General features: G+C 71.3%; 20 protein-coding genes. 11 read left to right on the forward strand and 9 right to left on the reverse strand.

Features of this window, described 5'->3' with window-relative positions:
* Window positions 1-867 carry an MHYT domain-containing protein gene (locus AC067M_RS00350; protein WP_478694724.1) on the reverse strand — a complete coding sequence of 289 codons (867 nt, stop codon included), beginning with the start codon at window positions 865-867 and terminating at the stop codon, window positions 1-3.
* A gap of 279 nt (window positions 868-1,146) precedes the next feature.
* On the opposite strand from AC067M_RS00350, the gene AC067M_RS00355 reads away from it, so the two are divergent.
* The 4 genes from AC067M_RS00355 (at window position 1,147) to AC067M_RS00370 (ending at window position 4,624) form a co-directional block, all read left to right on the forward strand.
* Window positions 1,147-2,022, forward strand: a complete 876-nt coding sequence (locus AC067M_RS00355; RefSeq protein ID WP_478694725.1) for a glycerophosphodiester phosphodiesterase — start codon at window positions 1,147-1,149, stop codon at window positions 2,020-2,022.
* A gap of 101 nt (window positions 2,023-2,123) precedes the next feature.
* Complete coding sequence (locus AC067M_RS00360; RefSeq protein ID WP_478694726.1) at window positions 2,124-2,678, forward strand: methylated-DNA--[protein]-cysteine S-methyltransferase; 555 nt, start codon at window positions 2,124-2,126, stop codon at window positions 2,676-2,678.
* Between the two features lie 129 nt (window positions 2,679-2,807).
* On the forward strand, window positions 2,808-3,713 hold the full coding sequence (locus AC067M_RS00365; protein WP_478695327.1) for a pseudouridine-5'-phosphate glycosidase: 906 nt from the start codon (window positions 2,808-2,810) through the stop codon (window positions 3,711-3,713).
* A complete protein-coding gene (locus AC067M_RS00370) occupies window positions 3,710-4,624 on the forward strand; it encodes a carbohydrate kinase family protein (RefSeq protein WP_478694727.1) in 915 nt (304 codons plus the stop codon). Before AC067M_RS00365 ends, AC067M_RS00370 begins: the two co-directional genes overlap by 4 nt.
* Window positions 4,625-4,676: 52 nt before the next feature.
* Here the strand turns inward: AC067M_RS00370 and AC067M_RS00375 are convergent, their stop codons facing one another.
* Window positions 4,677-5,468, reverse strand: a complete 792-nt coding sequence (locus AC067M_RS00375; protein ID WP_478694728.1) for a methyltransferase domain-containing protein — start codon at window positions 5,466-5,468, stop codon at window positions 4,677-4,679.
* A gap of 217 nt (window positions 5,469-5,685) precedes the next feature.
* Between AC067M_RS00375 and AC067M_RS00380 the strand changes: the two genes are divergently transcribed.
* The gene (locus tag AC067M_RS00380) at window positions 5,686-6,813 is read left to right on the forward strand and encodes a magnesium and cobalt transport protein CorA (protein ID WP_478694729.1); all 1,128 of its coding nucleotides are present in this window, start codon (window positions 5,686-5,688) and stop codon (window positions 6,811-6,813) included.
* Between the two features lie 22 nt (window positions 6,814-6,835).
* On the opposite strand, the gene AC067M_RS00385 is transcribed toward AC067M_RS00380, so the two are convergent.
* The 3 genes from AC067M_RS00385 to AC067M_RS00395 all read right to left on the reverse strand — a co-directional run bounded on the left by AC067M_RS00385 (window position 6,836) and on the right by AC067M_RS00395 (window position 8,522).
* Window positions 6,836-7,264: a CBS domain-containing protein gene (locus AC067M_RS00385; RefSeq protein WP_478694730.1), complete on the reverse strand. Its 429-nt coding sequence runs from the start codon at window positions 7,262-7,264 to the stop codon at window positions 6,836-6,838.
* Between the two features lie 135 nt (window positions 7,265-7,399).
* Window positions 7,400-7,813, reverse strand: coding sequence for a PPOX class F420-dependent oxidoreductase (locus AC067M_RS00390; RefSeq protein ID WP_478694731.1), 414 nt, complete (start codon window positions 7,811-7,813; stop codon window positions 7,400-7,402).
* A gap of 49 nt (window positions 7,814-7,862) precedes the next feature.
* Window positions 7,863-8,522, reverse strand: coding sequence for a nucleoside/nucleotide kinase family protein (locus AC067M_RS00395; RefSeq protein ID WP_478694732.1), 660 nt, complete (start codon window positions 8,520-8,522; stop codon window positions 7,863-7,865).
* 107 nt (window positions 8,523-8,629) lie between these two features.
* Here AC067M_RS00395 and AC067M_RS00400 point away from each other — a divergent pair, with 107 nt between their 5' ends.
* The 3 genes from AC067M_RS00400 (at window position 8,630) to AC067M_RS00410 (ending at window position 11,641) form a co-directional block, all read left to right on the forward strand.
* Window positions 8,630-9,331 carry a DUF2293 domain-containing protein gene (locus AC067M_RS00400; protein ID WP_478694733.1) on the forward strand — a complete coding sequence of 234 codons (702 nt, stop codon included), beginning with the start codon at window positions 8,630-8,632 and terminating at the stop codon, window positions 9,329-9,331.
* Between the two features lie 182 nt (window positions 9,332-9,513).
* Window positions 9,514-9,993 carry an anthrone oxygenase family protein gene (locus AC067M_RS00405; protein WP_478694734.1) on the forward strand — a complete coding sequence of 160 codons (480 nt, stop codon included), beginning with the start codon at window positions 9,514-9,516 and terminating at the stop codon, window positions 9,991-9,993.
* Window positions 9,994-10,153: 160 nt separating this feature from the next.
* Window positions 10,154-11,641: a glutamate synthase subunit beta gene (locus AC067M_RS00410; RefSeq protein ID WP_478694735.1), complete on the forward strand. Its 1,488-nt coding sequence runs from the start codon at window positions 10,154-10,156 to the stop codon at window positions 11,639-11,641.
* A gap of 21 nt (window positions 11,642-11,662) precedes the next feature.
* Here AC067M_RS00410 and AC067M_RS00415 read toward each other — a convergent pair whose 3' ends face one another.
* Entirely contained in the window at window positions 11,663-12,136 is a 474-nt protein-coding gene (locus AC067M_RS00415) for a carboxymuconolactone decarboxylase family protein (RefSeq protein ID WP_478694736.1), read from the reverse strand.
* 46 nt (window positions 12,137-12,182) lie between these two features.
* On the opposite strand from AC067M_RS00415, the gene pdxR reads away from it, so the two are divergent.
* Window positions 12,183-13,592, forward strand: a complete 1,410-nt coding sequence (gene pdxR / locus AC067M_RS00420; protein WP_478694737.1) for a MocR-like pyridoxine biosynthesis transcription factor PdxR — start codon at window positions 12,183-12,185, stop codon at window positions 13,590-13,592.
* 40 nt (window positions 13,593-13,632) lie between these two features.
* Here the strand turns inward: pdxR and AC067M_RS00425 are convergent, their stop codons facing one another.
* From AC067M_RS00425 to AC067M_RS00435, 3 genes are all read right to left on the reverse strand, one after another.
* Window positions 13,633-14,445 (reverse strand): SAM-dependent methyltransferase, encoded by an 813-nt coding sequence (locus AC067M_RS00425; protein WP_478694738.1) that lies wholly within the window; start codon window positions 14,443-14,445, stop codon window positions 13,633-13,635.
* Window positions 14,446-14,553: 108 nt separating this feature from the next.
* A complete protein-coding gene (locus tag AC067M_RS00430; protein WP_184596785.1) occupies window positions 14,554-14,808 on the reverse strand; it encodes a DUF397 domain-containing protein in 255 nt (84 codons plus the stop codon).
* Window positions 14,809-15,669, reverse strand: coding sequence for a helix-turn-helix domain-containing protein (locus AC067M_RS00435; RefSeq protein WP_478694739.1), 861 nt, complete (start codon window positions 15,667-15,669; stop codon window positions 14,809-14,811).
* Window positions 15,670-15,938: 269 nt separating this feature from the next.
* Here AC067M_RS00435 and AC067M_RS00440 point away from each other — a divergent pair, with 269 nt between their 5' ends.
* Both AC067M_RS00440 and AC067M_RS00445 read left to right on the forward strand, forming a co-directional pair.
* Window positions 15,939-16,667, forward strand: a complete 729-nt coding sequence (locus tag AC067M_RS00440; protein ID WP_478694740.1) for an ATP-binding protein — start codon at window positions 15,939-15,941, stop codon at window positions 16,665-16,667.
* A 32-nt stretch (window positions 16,668-16,699) separates the two neighbouring features.
* The gene (locus AC067M_RS00445; RefSeq protein ID WP_478694741.1) at window positions 16,700-17,101 is read left to right on the forward strand and encodes a hypothetical protein; all 402 of its coding nucleotides are present in this window, start codon (window positions 16,700-16,702) and stop codon (window positions 17,099-17,101) included.
* Window positions 17,102-17,362 lie beyond the last annotated feature (261 nt).

Here is a 17,362-nt window from a genome sequence, read left to right on the forward strand (position 1 = left end):
TCAGCGGTTCTGCGGGGTGCGGGATTCCCGGTGGCTGACCTTCTTGCGGGGACGCAGGGGGACGCGTCGGGCGGTGTGGTGGAAGGGTGTGTGCGCCGGTACGCCCGGCTTGTGCTCGACGGGGGTCCAGTTCGGCTTGCCCATGACCATCAGCGGGTCGCGCAACACCACGACGCCGGCGAGACAGAGGAAGGCGAGCGGGCCGACCAGCATCGGCGCGAGTAGACCGGCGGGCGAGTCTGCCGCGCCCGGTCCGCCCGTGGCATGGACGTGGACACTCATGGCGGCCATGCCCGTGTAGTGCATGCCGCTGACGGCCAGCCCCATGACGAGGCTCGCCCCCACGCTCCACAGAAACCCTCTGACCTGTGCGGCCGCCCACAGGGCGGCGGTGGCCGCCACCATCGCGATGACGACGGAGGCGGCGACGGTGAGGGTGTTGTACTCCAGCGTTCCGTTGAGGCGCATGCCGGCCATGCCGAGATAGTGCATCGAGGCGATGCCCAGACCCGTGATGGTGCCCCCGGTGAACAGGGCCGTTCCCGACGCGCCCCTGTAGCCGACGATGAAGATCCCCACGCCCACCATCACGATGGCGACGCCGAGGCTGGCGTAGGTCATCGGCTTGTCGTAGTGGATCGGCGCCCCTTCGACGGTGAAGCCCATCATCGCGACGAAGTGCATGGTCCAGATGCCCGAGCCGATCGCGGCCGAGGCGAGGGCCAGCCACGCGGGGCGCCAGGAGTGGGTGACCAGTAGGGCCCGTGTGGTGCAGCGCAGGCCGAGCGCACCGCCGAGGCAGGCCATGAGATAGGCCACCAGCGGTGTGACGAGGCCATAGCTGAATCCGTCGACCGTGCCCTGCATACGCGGTTGCCCTTCCGCCCTGTTGTGTTCCGGATCCCTGGAATGCGCCCCCTGCCAGGACCGCACGAGCGGCCAGGGTTGACGAGAGAGAGTATGACCCCCACCGGAATGGTCGAACGATTCTCCGGCAAAGAAACACCTCCTTGCCCCACATGTGCGGCATCAGTGTGCGGGCTTGGGAATCTCCGTTCCTTCTGTGGCCATCCTGCACCCGTCCGCCGTTGACCCTGTGCTGTCACAGTTGAGCTGTCCGTGATCACCCGAACGCGAGGAGTACCCATGCACGCGCGCGCAGTTGCGGCCACGACCACCGCGCTCCTGGGCACCGCCGCCCTCCTGCTCCCCGCCCCCCACGCCCGGGCGGGCATCGCCACACGGCCGTCCGTCATCGCACACCGGGGCGCTTCCGCACTCGCCCCCGAGAACACGCTGGCCGCCGTCGACAAGGCGGCCGAGCTGGGCATCGCGTGGGTGGAGAACGACGTCCAGCGCACCAGGGACGGCGAACTCGTGGTGATCCACGACGACACCCTCCGGCGCACCACGAATGTGGAGGAGATGTTCCCGAACCGTGCCCCCTGGAAGGTGAAGGACTTCACGACCGCCGAAATCGCGCACCTCGACGCGGGCGGCTGGTTCGACCCCGCCTACGCGGGTGCGCGCGTGCCGACGCTCGAGCAGTACGTGGACCGCGTCGAGCGGCACCACCAGAGGCTGCTCCTGGAGATCAAGAACCCCGAGCTGTATCCGGGCATCGAGCAACAGACCCTCAAGCTGCTCAGCAACGAGGGCTGGCTCGACCGGTGGCACCTCGTCGGCCGGCTGATCGTCCAGAGCTTCAGCGCGGACAGTGTGCGCACCGTCCACGAGCTGAAGCCGGGCGTCAAGACCGGCTTCCTCGGCACGCCGTCGCTGGCGGACCTGTCGGAGTACGCCGCATTCGCCGACCAGGTCAATCCCTCGTACAGCTCCATCTCCCGGGGGTACGTCTCCGCCGTCCACGCGTTCACAGGACCGCACGGCAGGCCGGTGGAGGTCTTCACCTGGACCGTCAACGACGCGGACACCGCCCGGACCGTCGCCGGATACGGCGTCGACGGCATCATCACCAACAAGCCCGACGTGGTGCGGGAGGCGCTGCCCTCCGGGCTCTGACCCGCTCCGGCCCCGAGGCGGTGACACCTCGGGGCCTCGGCGCCCGGGCACCCCTGTCCGGACGTCCGGGCGTTGTCAGTGGCGGGTCGTACGGTGGGCGCATGGACAGCCATGGGCAGTACGAGCAGCAGGTCGTGTGGGCCGTCGTCGGCACCGACATCGGCCCGCTGTTGCTGGCCGCGACCCGCGAGGGCCTGGTCAACGTCGTCTTCCACGCCACGGGCGCCATGCGCGACAAGGCGCTGGACCGGCTCGCGTCCCGGCTGGGCACCGAGCCCGTCGAGGCGCCCGACTCCCCGTTGCTGGTCGAGGCGATACGTCAGGTCGAGGCGTACTTCGCGGGGCGGCGGCGTGACTTCGAGCTGCAGCTGGACTGGTCGCTGATCTCCGGGTTCAACCGGGAGGTGCTGCGTGAGCTGGCCTCCGGCGTCCCGTGCGGGGCGGTCGTCGGCTACGGGGAGCTGGCTGCCCGGGTGGGCCAGCCGGGCGCCGCCCAGGCCGTGGGCGTGGCCATGGGCTCCAACCCGCTGCCGGTCGTCGTGCCCTGCCATCGGGTCGTGGAGAGCGACGGCGGCATCGGCGGTTTCGGGGGCGGTCTGGAGACCAAGCGGAAGCTGCTCGCCCTCGAGGGGGTCCTGCCCGAACCGCTGTTCTGAGGAAGCTGCGCTCGACGCGCCGGTCATGCATGGCGCACTGGTGTCCTCCCCCACAGGTCGCACGGGTTTGACCGGGCGTGCCGCTCGCCAGAGATGAGGGAGGACCGACGGACAGGAGGCAGGCGCGTGGTGCTGGTGGTGTCGGAAGAGGTGCGGGAGGCGCTCGACGCGCGTCGACCCGTGGTGGCCCTGGAGTCCACGATCATCGCGCACGGGCTGCCGCGCCCGCGCAACCTGCAGGTGGCGGAGGAGCTGGAGGCTGCCGTACGGCAGGAGGGTGCCGTGCCGGCGACCATCGCCGTGTTGGACGGGCGGCCCCATGTCGGCCTGGACAAGGAGCAGTTGGAGCGGGTCGCCAACGAGGACGGCATCCGCAAGCTGGGCCATCGCGACCTGCCGCTCGCGGTGGCCTCCGGGGCGAGCGGGGCGACGACGGTGTCGGCGACCGCGTTGCTGGCGGCGCTGGCGGGCGTCCGGGTGTTCGCGACGGGCGGGCTCGGCGGGGTGCACCGGGAGTGGACGGTGACGCAGGACGAGTCGGCCGACCTGGGCCTCCTCGCGCGAACGCGGATCACGGTGGTGTGCGCGGGCGTGAAGTCGATCCTGGACGTACCGGCGACGCTGCAGCGGCTGGAGACGCTGGGCGTCGCGGTGGCCGGCTACGGCACGGACCGCTTCCCCGGCTTCTACCTGTCCGACTCCGGACACCCCGTGGAGTGGACGCTGGACACGCCGCAGGAGGTGGCGGAGGTGATGCGGGCGCAGGACGCGTTGAACGTCCCGGAGTCGGCGCTGATCGTCGCCAACCCGGTTCCCGAGGAGGAGCAACTGGATCCCGAGCTGCACGCGCGTGTGCTCGCCGACGCGCTGCACGCGTGCGAGGCGGAGGGGGTCACCGGCCAGGCGGTCACACCGTTCCTGCTGGACTACCTGGTGCGGCACACCGACGGTGCCTCGCTGAGCGCCAACCTGGCGGCGGTACGGGGCAACGTACGGCTGGCGGGGCGGATCGCGGCGGCCTGGGCCGGGGGATGACCGTGCCGCGGGGCGGTGCGCTGCTGGTCGTCGGGGACGTGGTCACGGACGTCGTCGCCCGGCACCGGGGACCGCTCGCCCCCGGCACCGACACCGCCGCCGCCGTGCGGACACTGCCGGGTGGCGCGGGCGCGAATGTGGCGTGCTGGGCGGCGCACTGGGGGTGTGCGGACGTACGCCTGCTCGGCCGGGTGGGCGGTGACAGCGCGACGTGGCACGAGCGGGAGCTGGCCGCGTGCGGGGTGCGTCCCCTTCTGGTCGTCGACCCCGAGGCGCCGACCGGGACGGTGGTCTGCCTGGTCGACACGGACGCCTCGGCCGAGCGGACGTTCCTCACGGACAGCGGCGCGTCCCTGCGGCTCGAGCCCCGCGACTGGTCGGAGGTGTTGCTCGACGGGGTCCTCCGACTGCACCTGTCGGGTTACCTGCTGTTCTCTGCCACGGGCCGGTCGGTGGTGGCGGAGGCACTGGCGTCGGCACGCGCGCTTGGGGTGCCGGTGAGTCTGGATCCGGCCTCGGCTGGTTTCCTGGTGGAGCTGGGCGTCGACCGTTTCCTGGCGCTCGTCGACGGTGTGGACGTCCTGCTGCCCAGCCGTGACGAGGCGTGTCTGCTGACGGGGTTGCCGGACGCGGCTGACGCCGCGGCCAAGCTCAGCCGCCACATTCCGCTGGTCGTCGCCAAACTGGGCGCGGACGGTGCGCTGGTGGCCCGCGACGGCGCCGTGCTCGCCCGAGTCCCCGCCCGGCCGGCGACTCCCCGGGACACCACGGGAGCAGGCGACGCCTTCACAGGAGCGTTCCTCGCCGCGCTGCTCGCGGGGGCCGAGCCACAGGACGCGGCGAGGGAGGGGTGTCGAGCGGGGGCACGCGCGGTGGAGCGGGTCGGCGGCAGACCGCCCTCGGCGAGGTAGCACCGTACGTCCTCACCGGCGTGGCGACACACTCACCGCCGGCGCGCCACACTCACTTCCGCCCCCACGCGGAGATCATCGGCGCCGTGGCCAGGTCCATGCTGCCGGACGCCACGTTCGCGAGATGGCGGTTGATGTCCTCGTCGGTGGCGAGGCCGGCGGCGACGAGGTCGTCGCGGATCTGACGGATCGTCGCGGACTCCAGGGCGGCGCAGGCGGGCGAGGCGAGGGGGAAATACGCGTCGGCCGTGACGTCACGGAGCCCGGCCTCGCGCAGCAGACGGGGAAGCCTGCGGCCGTACGCCAGGTCGGCGCCGCGGTCGGCGAGCAGTTGACGGAAGCCCTGTCGCAGCCGGTTGGCCAGCTGCTGCTCGGGGCCGTACTCGTCGGGGCAGGTCAGGGGCTGCATTGCGGGGTCGGCGTCCTCGATCAGGAGCCGTCCGCCCGGGCGCAGGGCCTTGACCATGGAACGCAACGCCCGGTCCCGGTCGGGTACGTGGACCAGGACGAGCCGGGCGTGCACCAGGTCGAAGCCCTCCTCCGGCGGCTCCTGCGCGCCGACGTCGTGGACGCGTACCTCGACCGGTGGCCGGGCGGCGGGGGCCAGCCGGGAGGTGTCGATGTCGGTCGCTACGACCTTGCCGGTCGGCCCGACCTTCTTGGCGAGCCAGGACACCACCGAGGTGCCGCCGGCGCCGACCTCCCAGCAGCGCCAGCCGGAGCCGATACCGAATCCCTCGAGGTGCCGGAACGTCGTGGGGTCGAAGAGGGAGGCGAAGGCGTCGAAGCGCTCCGCCGCCTCGGCCTGCCCGTTGTCGAGGAGGTACCCGTCGGTTCGCGTCATGCCGCGATCATCCCAGTTGCTCGGCTTGTCCGACACAGCCGACGCTCCGGCACGGCTGGGCGGTCGCGCCAACCGGCCGAAATCCCGTCGTCCACAGCCGGGAACAAAGCGGAACATTCTGTTTCCACAGCCTTACCCGGCACCTACGTCGGCCTGGCAAACTGGCCCGTCAAGGCGCAGGAATGCGGTGCGAGGAGACCCACGCAAGGAGATCCAGATGTCCATGGCAGGGAATCTGCGGCGGGTCACCGGCCTCGGCGGGGTCGGCGGCCTCCGCAAGGTGGCACGGCTGGCCCGGCGGCGTCCGCGTGTCGACCTGAGCCACCCGGCCCGGTCCCCGCTGGGCTCCTCGGTCGTGAACTGCGTGGCCTACCGGGACGGAGTCCGGGCCCCGGCGGCCGGCGATCTGGTCGACAGCGTCGAGCGGGTGCGCAAGAGCGGTGACGGTTTCGTGTGGCTTGGCCTCCACGAACCCACGAACGACGAGTTCGCGGGCATCGCCGAGCTCTTCGAGCTGCATCCGCTGGCGGTCGAGGACGCCGTCGAGGCCCATCAGCGTCCGAAGGTGGAGCGGTACGGCGAGACGCTGTTCGCGGTGTTCAAGACGGTCTGCTACGTCGAGCACGAGGAGCTCACCGCGACGAGCGAGGTGGTGAACACCGGCGAGATCATGGTGTTCGTCGGCCGCGACTTCGCGATCACGGTGCGCCACGGCCGGCACGGCTCACTGGGTCCGCTGCGCGAGGAACTGGAGTCGGATCCGGCCCAGCTCGCCAAGGGCCCGGCGGCGGTGCTGCACGCGATCGCGGACCACGTGGTCGACGACTATCTCGATGTCATCGACGCGGTGCAGGCGGACATCGACCAGGTCGAGACGGACGTCTTCGCGGAGAACGGCGCGCGGGCCGACCCGGGCCGCATCTACCAGCTCAAGCGCGAACTGCTGGAGCTGAAGCGGGCGGTGGTGCCGCTCGGCCGTCCGCTGCGGGATCTGGCGGAGCGGCCGACCCGGGTGGTCGAGCCTGAGATACAGGCGTACTTCCGTGACGTCTCCGACCACCTGCTGCGGGCCACGGAGCAGATCGCCTCCTTCGACGAGCTGCTGAACTCGATCCTTCAGGCGCACCTGGCCCAGGTCACGGTCGCGCAGAACGAGGACATGCGGAAGATCACGGCGTGGGCCGCGATCGTCGCCGTGCCGACGATGGTGTGCGGGGTCTACGGCATGAACTTCGACCACATGCCGGAGCTCCGCTGGCGGTACGGCTACGGCATGGTCCTCGGCCTGATATCCGTCGCCTGTCTGGTGCTGTACCGCGGCTTCCGGCGCAACGGCTGGCTCTGACCCGTCCCACCCAGGGCCGGGGTCAGTGCGGGGCGGTCCTGGCGTAGACGCTCTCGGCCCAGGCGCCGATCTGGTCCTCCGTCAGGTGCTGGGCCAGGTCGGACTCGCTGATCATGCCGACCAGCCGTTTGTTCTCGATGACGGGGAGCCGGCGGATCTGGTGCTCCTGCATCTCGTGGAGCACCTCGCTGACGTCGGCGCCCGCGTCGATCCAGCGGGGGGTTCCCTGGGCCAGCTCACCCGCGGTCGTCTTGGCGGGGTCGTGCCCCAGCGCCACGCAGCCGACGACGATGTCGCGGTCGGTGAGGATGCCGCAGAGCCGTTCGTTCTGGTCGCTGATCGGCAGGGCTCCCACGTTCAGATCCCGCATGAGCTGGGCAGCACGGTCCAGGGTTTCGTGGGCGGGGATCCACTGGGCGCCGCGGTGCATGATGTCTCGGGCGGTGGTCATGGGGTACCTCCGGTGCCGGACGGCCGGCGCGGCGCGGACGCACCGCTGGCCCCGTCGCCCTTCATTCTCGCCGCCCCCGTGGTCCGACGCACCCCGAGCCCGGCGGGGTCGGAGGGCATCGCACGGTCACCGCCCTCAGGCCGAGAAACCCACGATCTTCCGCGGCACGACACGAATGATCACACGGGCCTCGTCGTCCTTCTCGGCGGGCGGGTCGATGCCGAGGTACTTGTGCGCGAGCGCGTGCGGGAGCCGCTTGTCCTCGTCCGGGAGGATTTCGGCGGTGCCGCGGATCTCGACGGAGGTGTAGGGGTTGGCGAGGTCGAACACCGAGAGGCTGATGCGGGGGTCGCGGCGGAGGTTGCGCACCTTCTGGCGTCCGTCGACGGAGGAGAAGAGCACGGTGTCGCCCTCGCGTTTGATCCAGACCACCGAGTTCTGCGGGGCGCCGTCGGGACCGAGCGTGGCGACGCTCACGAAGTTCTTGCCGTCGAGGAGGGCACGGACGGAGTCGTCGAAGGAGACGGAAGGTGCTGTGGAGGTCGTCATACCGACACCCTAGTTACATGCACGCGCATATAAAAGTGCTTTCCGGGATTCAGTCCGACGCTCGGGGCAGGCCGCTCCACGCCGGATGGCGCGGGTCGTCGGCGCGCACCAGGACGTCGGCCGTGCCGACGGGGTCGGTCTCCTGTTCGTAGCGCTCGAAGGCGGGGAGGGTCCACTGATCGCTCTCGGGGGTGCGGCGGCGCAGGGCGCCCGGGGAGAGGAGGACGTGAACGGTCAGGTCGAAGGGGAACCAGTGACGCAGCAGGAGAGGGCCGTGCAGGAGCAGGAAACCGCCGGGCGGGAGGGGGACGTAGGGGCTGCGGGTGGCGCGGTCGGAGGCGGGGTCCCAGAAGTCTGGAAGGATCCGCCCGTCGCCGCCGGGCTCGAGGGGGCCGAACACCTCGCGCCAGAGGGCGCCGGTGTCGAACCAGCCGTTGTAGTAGGCCTCCAGGTCCTGGTGGCCGTACTCCAGGCGGAGCGAGGCGGGGCGCAGGAAGCCGTGTGTGTCGACGGTCAGCGAGGGGCGGCCGCGCAGGCGCAGGGCTTCGGAGACCCGTGCGGCGAGGTCTCCGGGGCGGGCCGCCGGAGCGCCGTCGAAGGCGACGCGCGGCCAGGGGCTGCCGTCGTCCGGCTTCACGTCGAACAGCCGCTCGGCGAGGAGGTCGCCGAGCCGGTCCCAGGTGATCGCTTCAAGTCGCACACGGCCCATGATGCGTCAGCCGCCGGCCGGAACGCGTCGGGATCGCTCCCGGCATCGGAGCTTCATGGCTGCACGGCTTCCCGGCTTCCCGGCTTCCCGAGGGGAATGAACCCTCTATGGCAGCCCTCGCTACTCCCCAACCCCGCACCGGACTTCTCGTCATCCAGCCGATCAGGAGGAAACACTGCGCCGAGTGCCGCCGGGGTCCACTGCCGCTGCTTCTGCTCGAGGACGGTGCGCCCCGGTGCCTCGACTGCGCCGATCTCGGACACCTGGTGTTCCTGCCGCGCGGGGACACGGCGCTGACGCGCAGATCGCGAGAGGAGAGCACGCTGTCGGCGGTGGTCGTCCGGTTCAACCGGCGCAAGGGGCGCTACGAGCGGCAGGGCGTCCTCGTCGAGGAGGCGGGGCTGGCGCGGGCCGAGGAACGGTGCCTGGAGGACGCGGAGGCCCGTCGCCGACGGCGGGCGAGGGACGCGCGGCGGCGGGCGGCGCAGGACGCGCGGTTCGCGGAGGCGTTCGCGGCGGAGATACGGCGGCTGCTTCCCGGCTGCCCGGAGGACCGGGCCGGGGCGATCGCCGCGCACGCCTCGGCGCGGGGCAGCGGGCGGGTCGGCCGTAGCGCGGCCGGGCGGGCGCTGTCCGAGGTGGCGGTGGTGTCGGCGGTCGTGGCCTCGGTGCGGCACCTGGACACGCCGTACGACCAGCTCCTGATGAGCGGACTGCCGCGGCACGAAGCGCGGCGGCGGATCGCGGCGGGGGTGGAGGTCGTACTGCGGGGATGGGGGTGGGAGGAGGGAATCGGCGCCGCCGGGTGAGGCCCACCGGAGGCCGTCCGCGGGGGGAAGTACGTGGGTCCTGGACACGCGCGTATGCCCGCGCGGTCCTCGGCCATGGTCACCGCGCCCGTACCGCGATGCACTGGTCGTGCGGGTGGTGGTGAGAGGTGTGAGAGGTGTTGCGGAATGAATCTCGGCTCGACGTGGGAGTTGACGTTGACATGAGCGATGAACCGTATGGCGTGCTGGCACTGCTGGGCGTGCTCGGGACCGGGCTGGTGGCCGGGGTCTTCTGCGCCTTCTCCGCCTTCGTGATGAGAGGGCTCGCGGCGCTGCCGGCCGCGCAGGGTGTCGCCGCGATGAACGCGATCAACAGGGCCGCCCTGCAACCGGCATTCATGATCGTGTTCATTGGATCGGCGGGGCTGTGCGCGGTGACCGCGGTGGTGACGTTCGTGCTGTGGCCGGACGACGGAGCGGTGGAGCTGCTGCTGGGCAGCGCGTTGTACCTGGTCGGAGCGTTCGGGGTGACCATCGTCGCCAACGTGCCGCGCAACGACGCGCTGATGAAGCTGGACCCGGGCACGGCCGAGGCGGCCGCCTACTGGCCCTCGTACGTGCGCCAGTGGACAGTGTGGAACCACGTCCGCACGGTCGCCTCCGCGGCCGCCGCGCTGTCGTACGCGCTGGCGCTCGCCTGAGTCCGGAACCCGGCGGGAGCCCGTGGCCCCCAGGGGGAAAGCGCTGTCCCAGAAGGTGACCGGCCTCCTGCGCCCGGGGCCGAGGGGACGTATCGTGGCCGAAGAGTGCCGCCCGACGACGCTCGGCAGCCCGTCGTACCCGTACGCAAGGAAGACGGCCATGGCCGATCCCAAGGGATTCATGACCACACCGCGCCAGGACTGGCCCCGTCGGCCGGTCGAGGAGCGGGTCCGGGACTGGGACGAGGTCTACGTCCCGGGAGCGCTGTTGCCCATCATCAGCAAACAGGCCGACCGGTGTATGGACTGCGGCATCCCGTTCTGCCACGAAGCCTGCCCGCTCGGCAATCTGATCCCCGAGTGGAACGACCTGGTCTCCAGGGAGGACTGGCGCGCGGCGAGCGAGCGGCTGCACGCCACGAACAACTTCCCCGAGTTCACCGGGCGGTTGTGTCCGGCGCCGTGCGAGGCGGGGTGTGTCCTCGCCATCAACCAGCCCGCCGTCACCATCAAGAACGTCGAGTGCGCGATCGCCGACCGGGCCTGGGAGGACGGGTTCGTGCTGCCGCGACCGCCGGACCGACTCTCGGGGCGGACCGTCGCAGTCATCGGGTCAGGGCCGACGGGGCTCGCCGCGGCGCAGCAGCTGACCCGCGCGGGCCACACCGTCGCCGTGTACGAGAAGGACGACCGGCTCGGCGGACTGATGCGGTACGGCATCCCCGAGTTCAAGATGGAGAAGCGCCATCTGGAACGGCGGATCGAGCAGATGCGAGCCGAGGGGACCAAGTTCCGCACGGCGACGGCGGTCGGGCGGGATGTCGGGGCCGCCGAGCTGCGGGCACGCTACGACGCCGTGGTGATCGCCACCGGGGCGACGGCGTGGCGGGAACTGCCCGTGCCGGGTCGGGAGCTGTCCGGGATACACCAGGCGATGGAGTATCTGCCGCTGTCCAACCGGGTCTGCGAGGGAGACCTGGAGGTCTCACCGATGTCCGCCGCCGGGAAGCACGTCGTCATCGTGGGCGGCGGCGACACCGGGGCGGACTGTCTGGGGACGGCGGTGCGGGAGGGCGCCGCGTCCGTGACCCAGCTGGACATCTACGCCCAGCCGGGCGCGGAGCGCGACGAGGACGCGGAGCCCTGGCCGACGTATCCGAAGATCTACCGGCTGTCGGCCGCTCACCAGGAGGCCGGGGACCTGCGGACCGCGCCGGCGGCGGACGCGGACGCGCGGTTGTTCGCGGCGTCCACGCTGCGCTTCACCGGCGACGGGGACGGGCATGTGCGGTCGCTGCACCTGGTCGAGGTGGACGCGGGTCGGCGCCCGAAGCCGGGTACGGCGCGGGCGCTCCCCGCGGACCTCGTGCTGCTCGCCCTGGGCTTCTCCGGGCCCGACCGCGCGGACGGGCTCATCGATCAGCTGGGGCTCGCGCTGGAGCCGCGTGGCACGATCACGCGGGACGCCGACTTCGCGACGAACGTGCCGGGGGTGTTCGTCGCCGGGGACGCCGGGCGCGGGCAGTCGCTGATCGTGTGGGCGATCGCGGAGGGGCGTGCCGTGGCGGCGGCGGTCGACCGTCATCTGACGGGGAGTTCGCGACTGCCGGCGCCGATATCGCCGTACGACCGGCCGATGGCCGTGTGAGAAGAGGGGGCCGGTCAGCGGTCAGCGGCGCTCGTCCGTGCCCGCCACCTTCGCCGTGGCCAGGGCCACGCGGTTCCAGGTGTTGATCGTGCAGATCACGGCCAGCACCTGGGCCAGTTCCTCCTCGTCGAAATGTGCCGCCGCACGGGCGTAGACGTCGTCCGGGACGCCGCCGTCCGCCACAAGGGTGACCGCCTCCGTCAGAGCGAGGGCGGCCTGCTCCTTCTCCGTGAAGAAGTGCCGGGCCTCGCGCCAGACGGCGACCATGTGCAGCCGGTCCTCGCTCTCGCCCGCCTTGCGTGCGTCGTTGGTGTGCATGTGCAGGCAGTACGCGCAGTGGTTGAGGTGCGAGGCGCGGATCTGGATCAGTTCGACGAGGGCCGGGTCGAGGCCCTGGCGGGCGGCGGCGTCGAAGCTGATGAGGGCGCGGAAGGCCTTGGGGGCGGTTCGCGCGAAGTCGACGCGGGTCTGTTCCGGCATCTGCGTGGTCGTCATGTGTTCACGCTATGGCGGCGAGAGACCATCTGTAGGGTGCTTCTCAATGACAGATTCATGGGTCAATTCAGCGGAGCGCATCGGCACCGACCTACATCTGGAACTGGACGGGCCGGGAGGCCGACGGGCCGCGCTCATCCGGGCGTTGCGCGACGCCATGCGCAGCGGACGGCTCGCTCCCGGCACCCGGCTGCCGCCCTACCGCTCGCTCGCCGCCGACCTGGGCGTCGCCCGCAACACGGTGGCGGACGCCTACGCGGAACTCGTCGCGGAGGGCTGGCTCACCGCCCGTCAGGGCTCGGGCACCCGGGTCGCCGAGCGTGCCGAACCCCTGCGCCCGCCCGCACGCGTCCCCAAGACACCTCCACACGCGCGTGCGCCACGACACGACCTGCGTCAGGGCACCCCCGACGCGTCGTCGTTCCCGCGGTCGGCCTGGGCCACCTCCTACCGGCGGGCCCTCCAGCAGGCCCCCAACCAGGCGTTCGGGCCCGGCGACCCCGCCGGCCGCGTCGAGCTGCGCGAGGCCCTCACCGAGTACCTGGCACGCGCGCGCGGCGTACGCACCGAGCCGGGCCGGATCATCGTCTGCTCCGGGTTCGCGCACGCGCTGCGTCTGCTCTTCGAGGGCCGGGTGCTGCGCGGGCCGCTTGCGGTGGAGGCGTACGGGCTGGACTTCCACCGGGAACTGCTCACGGCGGCGGGCGTACGGACCGTAGCCCTCCCCCTGGACGAAGACGGGGCGCGCGTCGAGCGGTTGGAGCGCGAGCGGGCCGTCCTGCTCACGCCCGCACACCAGTTCCCCACCGGCGGTCCGCTGCACGCCACCCGCAGGGCCGCCGTGATCGACTGGGCACGCGCGCGTGACGGGGTGATCCTCGAGGACGACTACGACGGCGAGTTCCGCTACGACCGCAAGCCCGTCGGCGCGCTCCAGGGCCTCGATCCCGAGCGGGTGATCCACATCGGCTCCGTCAGCAAGAGCCTGTCACCGGCGCTCCGCCTCGGTTGGATGGTCCTGCCCGAGCGGTACGTCGCCGGCATCCTCGCGGCCAAGGGCGACCGGGAGGCCTGGGCAAGCGCCCTGGACCAGCTGAGCCTCGCGGACTTCATCGTCTCCGGCTCGTACGACCGTCACGTGCGGCGCATGCGCCAGCGGTACCGGGGCCGCCGGGACCGGCTGGTCTCGGCGCTCGCCGAGCGGGCGCCGCACATCGAGGTCACCGGGGTCGCCGCCGGCCTGCACGCGGTGCTGCGCCTGCCGCCCGGCACCGAGCTGTCCACCGTCAAGGCGGCCACCTGGCAGGGTGTCGCCCTGGACGGCCTCTCCGCGTTCCGCCACCCGGAGACGGACATGGCGGTGCGCGACGGGCTGGTGGTGGGCTACGCGACACCCTCGGAACACGCGTACGCGGCGGCACTCGACGCGCTGTGCGCGGTGCTGCCGCCGCAATAGCCGTACAGGGACGGGAGGGGAACCGAGGGGGGCCTACGGCCTACGCCTTGCGCCCCACGGCCCCGTACCCCGGAATCACCCCGTCGTCCTGGCCCGGAACCGGCTCGCCGAGTTCCGGATGCCATGCGTGCACCACGGCGACCCCGGGCTCGACCAGTTCGAGTCCGTCGAAGAAGCGGCCGAACTCCTCGCGGGAGCGCAGCGCCAGGGTGACACCGGCGGCCTTCAGCTTCTGAATCGCCGCGGCCGACTCCTCGGGCGTGAAGTCGGCGGTGGCGTGGGTCATCATCAGATAGCTGCCGGACGGGAGTTCGGACAGCAGCCGGTCGACGAGTTCGTGCGCTCCGTCCTCGTCGGGGACGAAGTGCAGCAGCGCGACCAGGGAGAGGGCCACGGGCTGGGAGAAGTCCAGGATTTTCCGAGCCCCCTCCACGATGCCGGCCGGCTCCCGCACATCGGCCTGCAGGTACTCGGTGACGCCCTCGGGCGTGCTGCGCAGCAGGGCCGCTGCTTGGGCCAGCACGATCGGGTCGTTGTCGCAGTACACCACGCGAGCGTCGGGCGCGACCTGCTGGGCGACCTGGTGCAGGTTCGGCTCGGTCGGGATGCCCGTGCCGACGTCCAGGAACTGCCGTACGCCGTTCTTGGCCAGCCAGCGTGTGGCCCGGTGCATGAAGGCGCGGTTGACTCGTGCCATCACGGGCACGCGCGGGTCGAGGGCGAGCATCTGCCGGCCCATCGCCTCGTCGACGGGGTAGTTGTCCTTGCCGCCGAGATACCAGTCGTACATCCGTGCGGGATGCGGTCTGGTCGTGTCGATCTCGACGGCCGCGTTCGGGTCCAGCCCGGTCATGAAGCACTCCACAAGACACAAAGGGTGATCAATTCAGCACCAAATGAGGAAGTTCGCTTAGAGAGTTCACTTAGAGAGTTCACATCAGGAGACTGACGGGCCATCACGTCAGGACAGCAGGAAGTCCGCCTTTCCCGCCTTCGCTCCCTCGATGAAGGCCGTCATCTCGTCGGTGGTGTAGATCAGCGCCGGACCGTCCGGGTCGGTGGACTGACGGACGGCGATCCTGCCGTCGGCGAGCTTCATCGCCTCCAGACAGTTGCCGCCGTTGCCGCCGCTCCACGGCTTGTGCCAGCCTTCGCTGCCCAAGTCACGCGCGGGCATGCCGTTGTAGACCTGTTTGCGCGGCTTGATGCGATCCATTCACAGCTCCTTGCGGAGATCCCGAAGGATCTCCTTCGTGCGATGTGCAGTAGCGGCCTGCGCCGCCATGCGGTCCATGACCTCGAGGTGGGTCGCCACCTCGGTACGCCCGTCCAGGTAGACGGCGCCGGTCAGGTACTCGCTGTAGACCATGTCCGGAAGTTCGGGCATGGCGAATCGGAACAGCACGAGGGGCCCGTACGTGCCGGGGTGCGGCCCGTTGGCGAACGGGGCGACCTGCAGGGTCACGTTGGGCAGCTTCGTGGCGTCGAGCAGTTTGTCGATCTGGGCACGCATCACCTCCGGGCCGCCGACGGGGCGGCGCAGCACGGTTTCGTCCATCACGACCCAGAGCCGGGGCGCGTCCTGACGGGTGAGCAGTTCCTGGCGTTGCATGCGCAGCGCGACGAGGCCCTCGATGTCCTCCGGCCGGGTCTGGCCGATGGCCCCCGAGGTCAGGACCCCGCGGGCGTAGCCCTCGGTCTGCAACAGGCCCGGTACGAAGTGGGGTTCGTACTGGCGGATGAGGGCGGCCGCCCCTTCGAGGCTGACGTGCATCGAGAACCAACCGGGCAGGACGTCGTGGAACCGCTGCCACCAGCCGGGCTGGTTGGCCTCCTCGGCGAGCTGGACGAAGGCGTCGGCCTCCTGGTCGGAGACGCCGTACGACTTCAGCAGCAGCTGGAGGTAGGGGATTTTGAGCGCGACCTCGGCCATCTCCATGCGACGGACCGTGGCGGGCGCGACGCGGAGGATGCGGGCGGCCTCCTCGCGCTTGAGCCCGGCGCGCTCCCGCAGATCCAGCAGGCGTCGGCCGAGGACGACCTGTCCGACCGTCGGCGCGGACCGCGGTTCGCTCACGTTCCACCTCCACGAAGAGCCCTGACAGCCCGGCTGCACCGGGGAGTTGAGGCCCGGTCGGTCCGGCGGCGAAGTATCGACAAAGACTGCCTGACAGCCATACGGCGCCATTCGAAGACCCGTTCGAAGATCCGTGCAGATCTCCGGTGATCCCAACTGACGCCGCGTCACGTGCTGTTGCGAGCAGTGTGCCACGGCCGTTCACAGCGTCACACAGCACTCTGCATTTTTCAGAGTGACACTTGCCAAGTGTTCACGGCGGGGCGATAGTGGCAAGCGTGATTCCGTCCGCGCCCTTAGGAACAGACGCCGCCGCAGGCCGCCCCCTCGGTCTCGGTGCCGCCCCGGCGATGAGCTCCCAAAGGGCCGCAGCCGAGCGCCGGTTCCGTTTCGAGCTGGCCGCACATCCGGGTTCTCCCGCGCAGGCCAGACGCCTGACGAGGGCCCGGCTGACGGGCTGGTCGGTGTGCGAGGACACCTGCGACACGGCCACCCTGGTCGTCACCGAACTGGTCACCAACGCGATCATGCACACCGCGAGCAGCGTCGTCGTCTGTGAGCTGCACGACGACGACGACGTGGTGCGCATAGCCGTGCGTGACGAGGGCTGCGCTCCGGGTGAGCCCCACCCGTCCCCGCAGCGGCCCGAGGAGGAGCACGGGAGGGGACTGCTCCTCGTCGACGCCCTCTGCCACGCCTGGGGCGCCCAGGAGCACGGACCGGGACTGCTGGTCTGGGCGGAGCTGCCGCGTACGGCCGACACCACCGCAGAAGCCGACCTCGGCCACTGTGCCGACGTCATGCTCGACCCCTGTGCCGACGTCATGACCGACACGGCCCGTGATCACGAAGAGCCCCGCAACGACCTGGGCTGGGGCACCCGCCCGAAGCCCGGCGGCCCCACGGACGGCTCCGGCGAGGAGACCGCCCCGGCCCGGCAGGCGCACCACGGGACGGGGACGACCGTGGTCCCCCAGCGGCAGCGGGGCCGCGCGTGAGCGTCGCATCCGGTCGGGGGCTCGTCCTCAGCATGGACACGCTGATACGGACGACACGCGCGGTGTGCCCCGCCGAGAGCGTCCGCAGACTCGCCGTCCCCGACGGCATGACCGCCCCACTGGGCTGCGACGCGGTCGCGGTGCCGGCCCACTTCGGCCCCTTGGTGATGCCCCGGTTGCCCCGCGTGGGATGCGTGTACGCCGATGAGGCGCACTGGTGGTGGATCGTTCCCTCGGACTCCGACCACGCCCTGGAGTGGCCTGCCCCCGCCCAGTACGCGATCGGCGCGGTCGTCCCCGACTCCCCGCACGCTCCTGGTCTCATCCACCGACCGGACGGCACGGTTCCGTACACCCCGCCGATACCCCTCTATCTGACGCTGTGCCGCCTGACGGGGACGGCACCCACCTGGTCGCGCCCGGTCAGCGCGTAGGCCCTCTGCCGCAGTCGGACCAGTCCGTGTCCGGCGACACTTCCGGTCAGCGCGTAGGCCCTCCGCCGCAGTCCCCCGGTAAGCCCTGACCCCGGGCGCACGCCCGCGCGTCCGCCGGGAAGCGACTCGCGCCCTGCCCCGACCCGGCACGCCCCAGCGATAGTGGCCGTTCGTCCACGATCGGGGGAGGCCGACGGTGCGCGAGAAGGGCCAGGCGGACAAGCCGGAGGTGTCCGAGTCGGAACGGCTGCTCTTCGGAGG

The sequence above is a fragment of the Streptomyces sp. NPDC043427 genome, assembly GCF_056436655.1.

Excerpts from the sequence above, each read along its gene's own strand:
- AC067M_RS00350 (WP_478694724.1), bottom strand. The coding sequence starts at position 867 with ATGCAGGGCACGGTCGACGGATTCAGCTATGGCCTCGTCACACCGCTG.
- AC067M_RS00355 (WP_478694725.1), top strand. The coding sequence starts at position 1,147 with ATGCACGCGCGCGCAGTTGCGGCCACGACCACCGCGCTCCTGGGCACC.
- AC067M_RS00360 (WP_478694726.1), top strand. The coding sequence starts at position 2,124 with ATGGACAGCCATGGGCAGTACGAGCAGCAGGTCGTGTGGGCCGTCGTC.
- AC067M_RS00370 (WP_478694727.1), top strand. The coding sequence starts at position 3,710 with ATGACCGTGCCGCGGGGCGGTGCGCTGCTGGTCGTCGGGGACGTGGTC.
- AC067M_RS00375 (WP_478694728.1), bottom strand. The coding sequence starts at position 5,468 with ATGACGCGAACCGACGGGTACCTCCTCGACAACGGGCAGGCCGAGGCG.
- AC067M_RS00380 (WP_478694729.1), top strand. The coding sequence starts at position 5,686 with ATGTCCATGGCAGGGAATCTGCGGCGGGTCACCGGCCTCGGCGGGGTC.
- AC067M_RS00385 (WP_478694730.1), bottom strand. The coding sequence starts at position 7,264 with ATGACCACCGCCCGAGACATCATGCACCGCGGCGCCCAGTGGATCCCC.
- AC067M_RS00390 (WP_478694731.1), bottom strand. The coding sequence starts at position 7,813 with ATGACGACCTCCACAGCACCTTCCGTCTCCTTCGACGACTCCGTCCGT.
- AC067M_RS00395 (WP_478694732.1), bottom strand. The coding sequence starts at position 8,522 with ATGGGCCGTGTGCGACTTGAAGCGATCACCTGGGACCGGCTCGGCGAC.
- AC067M_RS00400 (WP_478694733.1), top strand. The coding sequence starts at position 8,630 with ATGGCAGCCCTCGCTACTCCCCAACCCCGCACCGGACTTCTCGTCATC.
- AC067M_RS00405 (WP_478694734.1), top strand. The coding sequence starts at position 9,514 with ATGAGCGATGAACCGTATGGCGTGCTGGCACTGCTGGGCGTGCTCGGG.
- AC067M_RS00410 (WP_478694735.1), top strand. The coding sequence starts at position 10,154 with ATGGCCGATCCCAAGGGATTCATGACCACACCGCGCCAGGACTGGCCC.
- AC067M_RS00415 (WP_478694736.1), bottom strand. The coding sequence starts at position 12,136 with ATGACGACCACGCAGATGCCGGAACAGACCCGCGTCGACTTCGCGCGA.
- pdxR (WP_478694737.1), top strand. The coding sequence starts at position 12,183 with ATGACAGATTCATGGGTCAATTCAGCGGAGCGCATCGGCACCGACCTA.
- AC067M_RS00425 (WP_478694738.1), bottom strand. The coding sequence starts at position 14,445 with ATGACCGGGCTGGACCCGAACGCGGCCGTCGAGATCGACACGACCAGA.
- AC067M_RS00430 (WP_184596785.1), bottom strand. The coding sequence starts at position 14,808 with ATGGATCGCATCAAGCCGCGCAAACAGGTCTACAACGGCATGCCCGCG.
- AC067M_RS00445 (WP_478694741.1), top strand. The coding sequence starts at position 16,700 with ATGGACACGCTGATACGGACGACACGCGCGGTGTGCCCCGCCGAGAGC.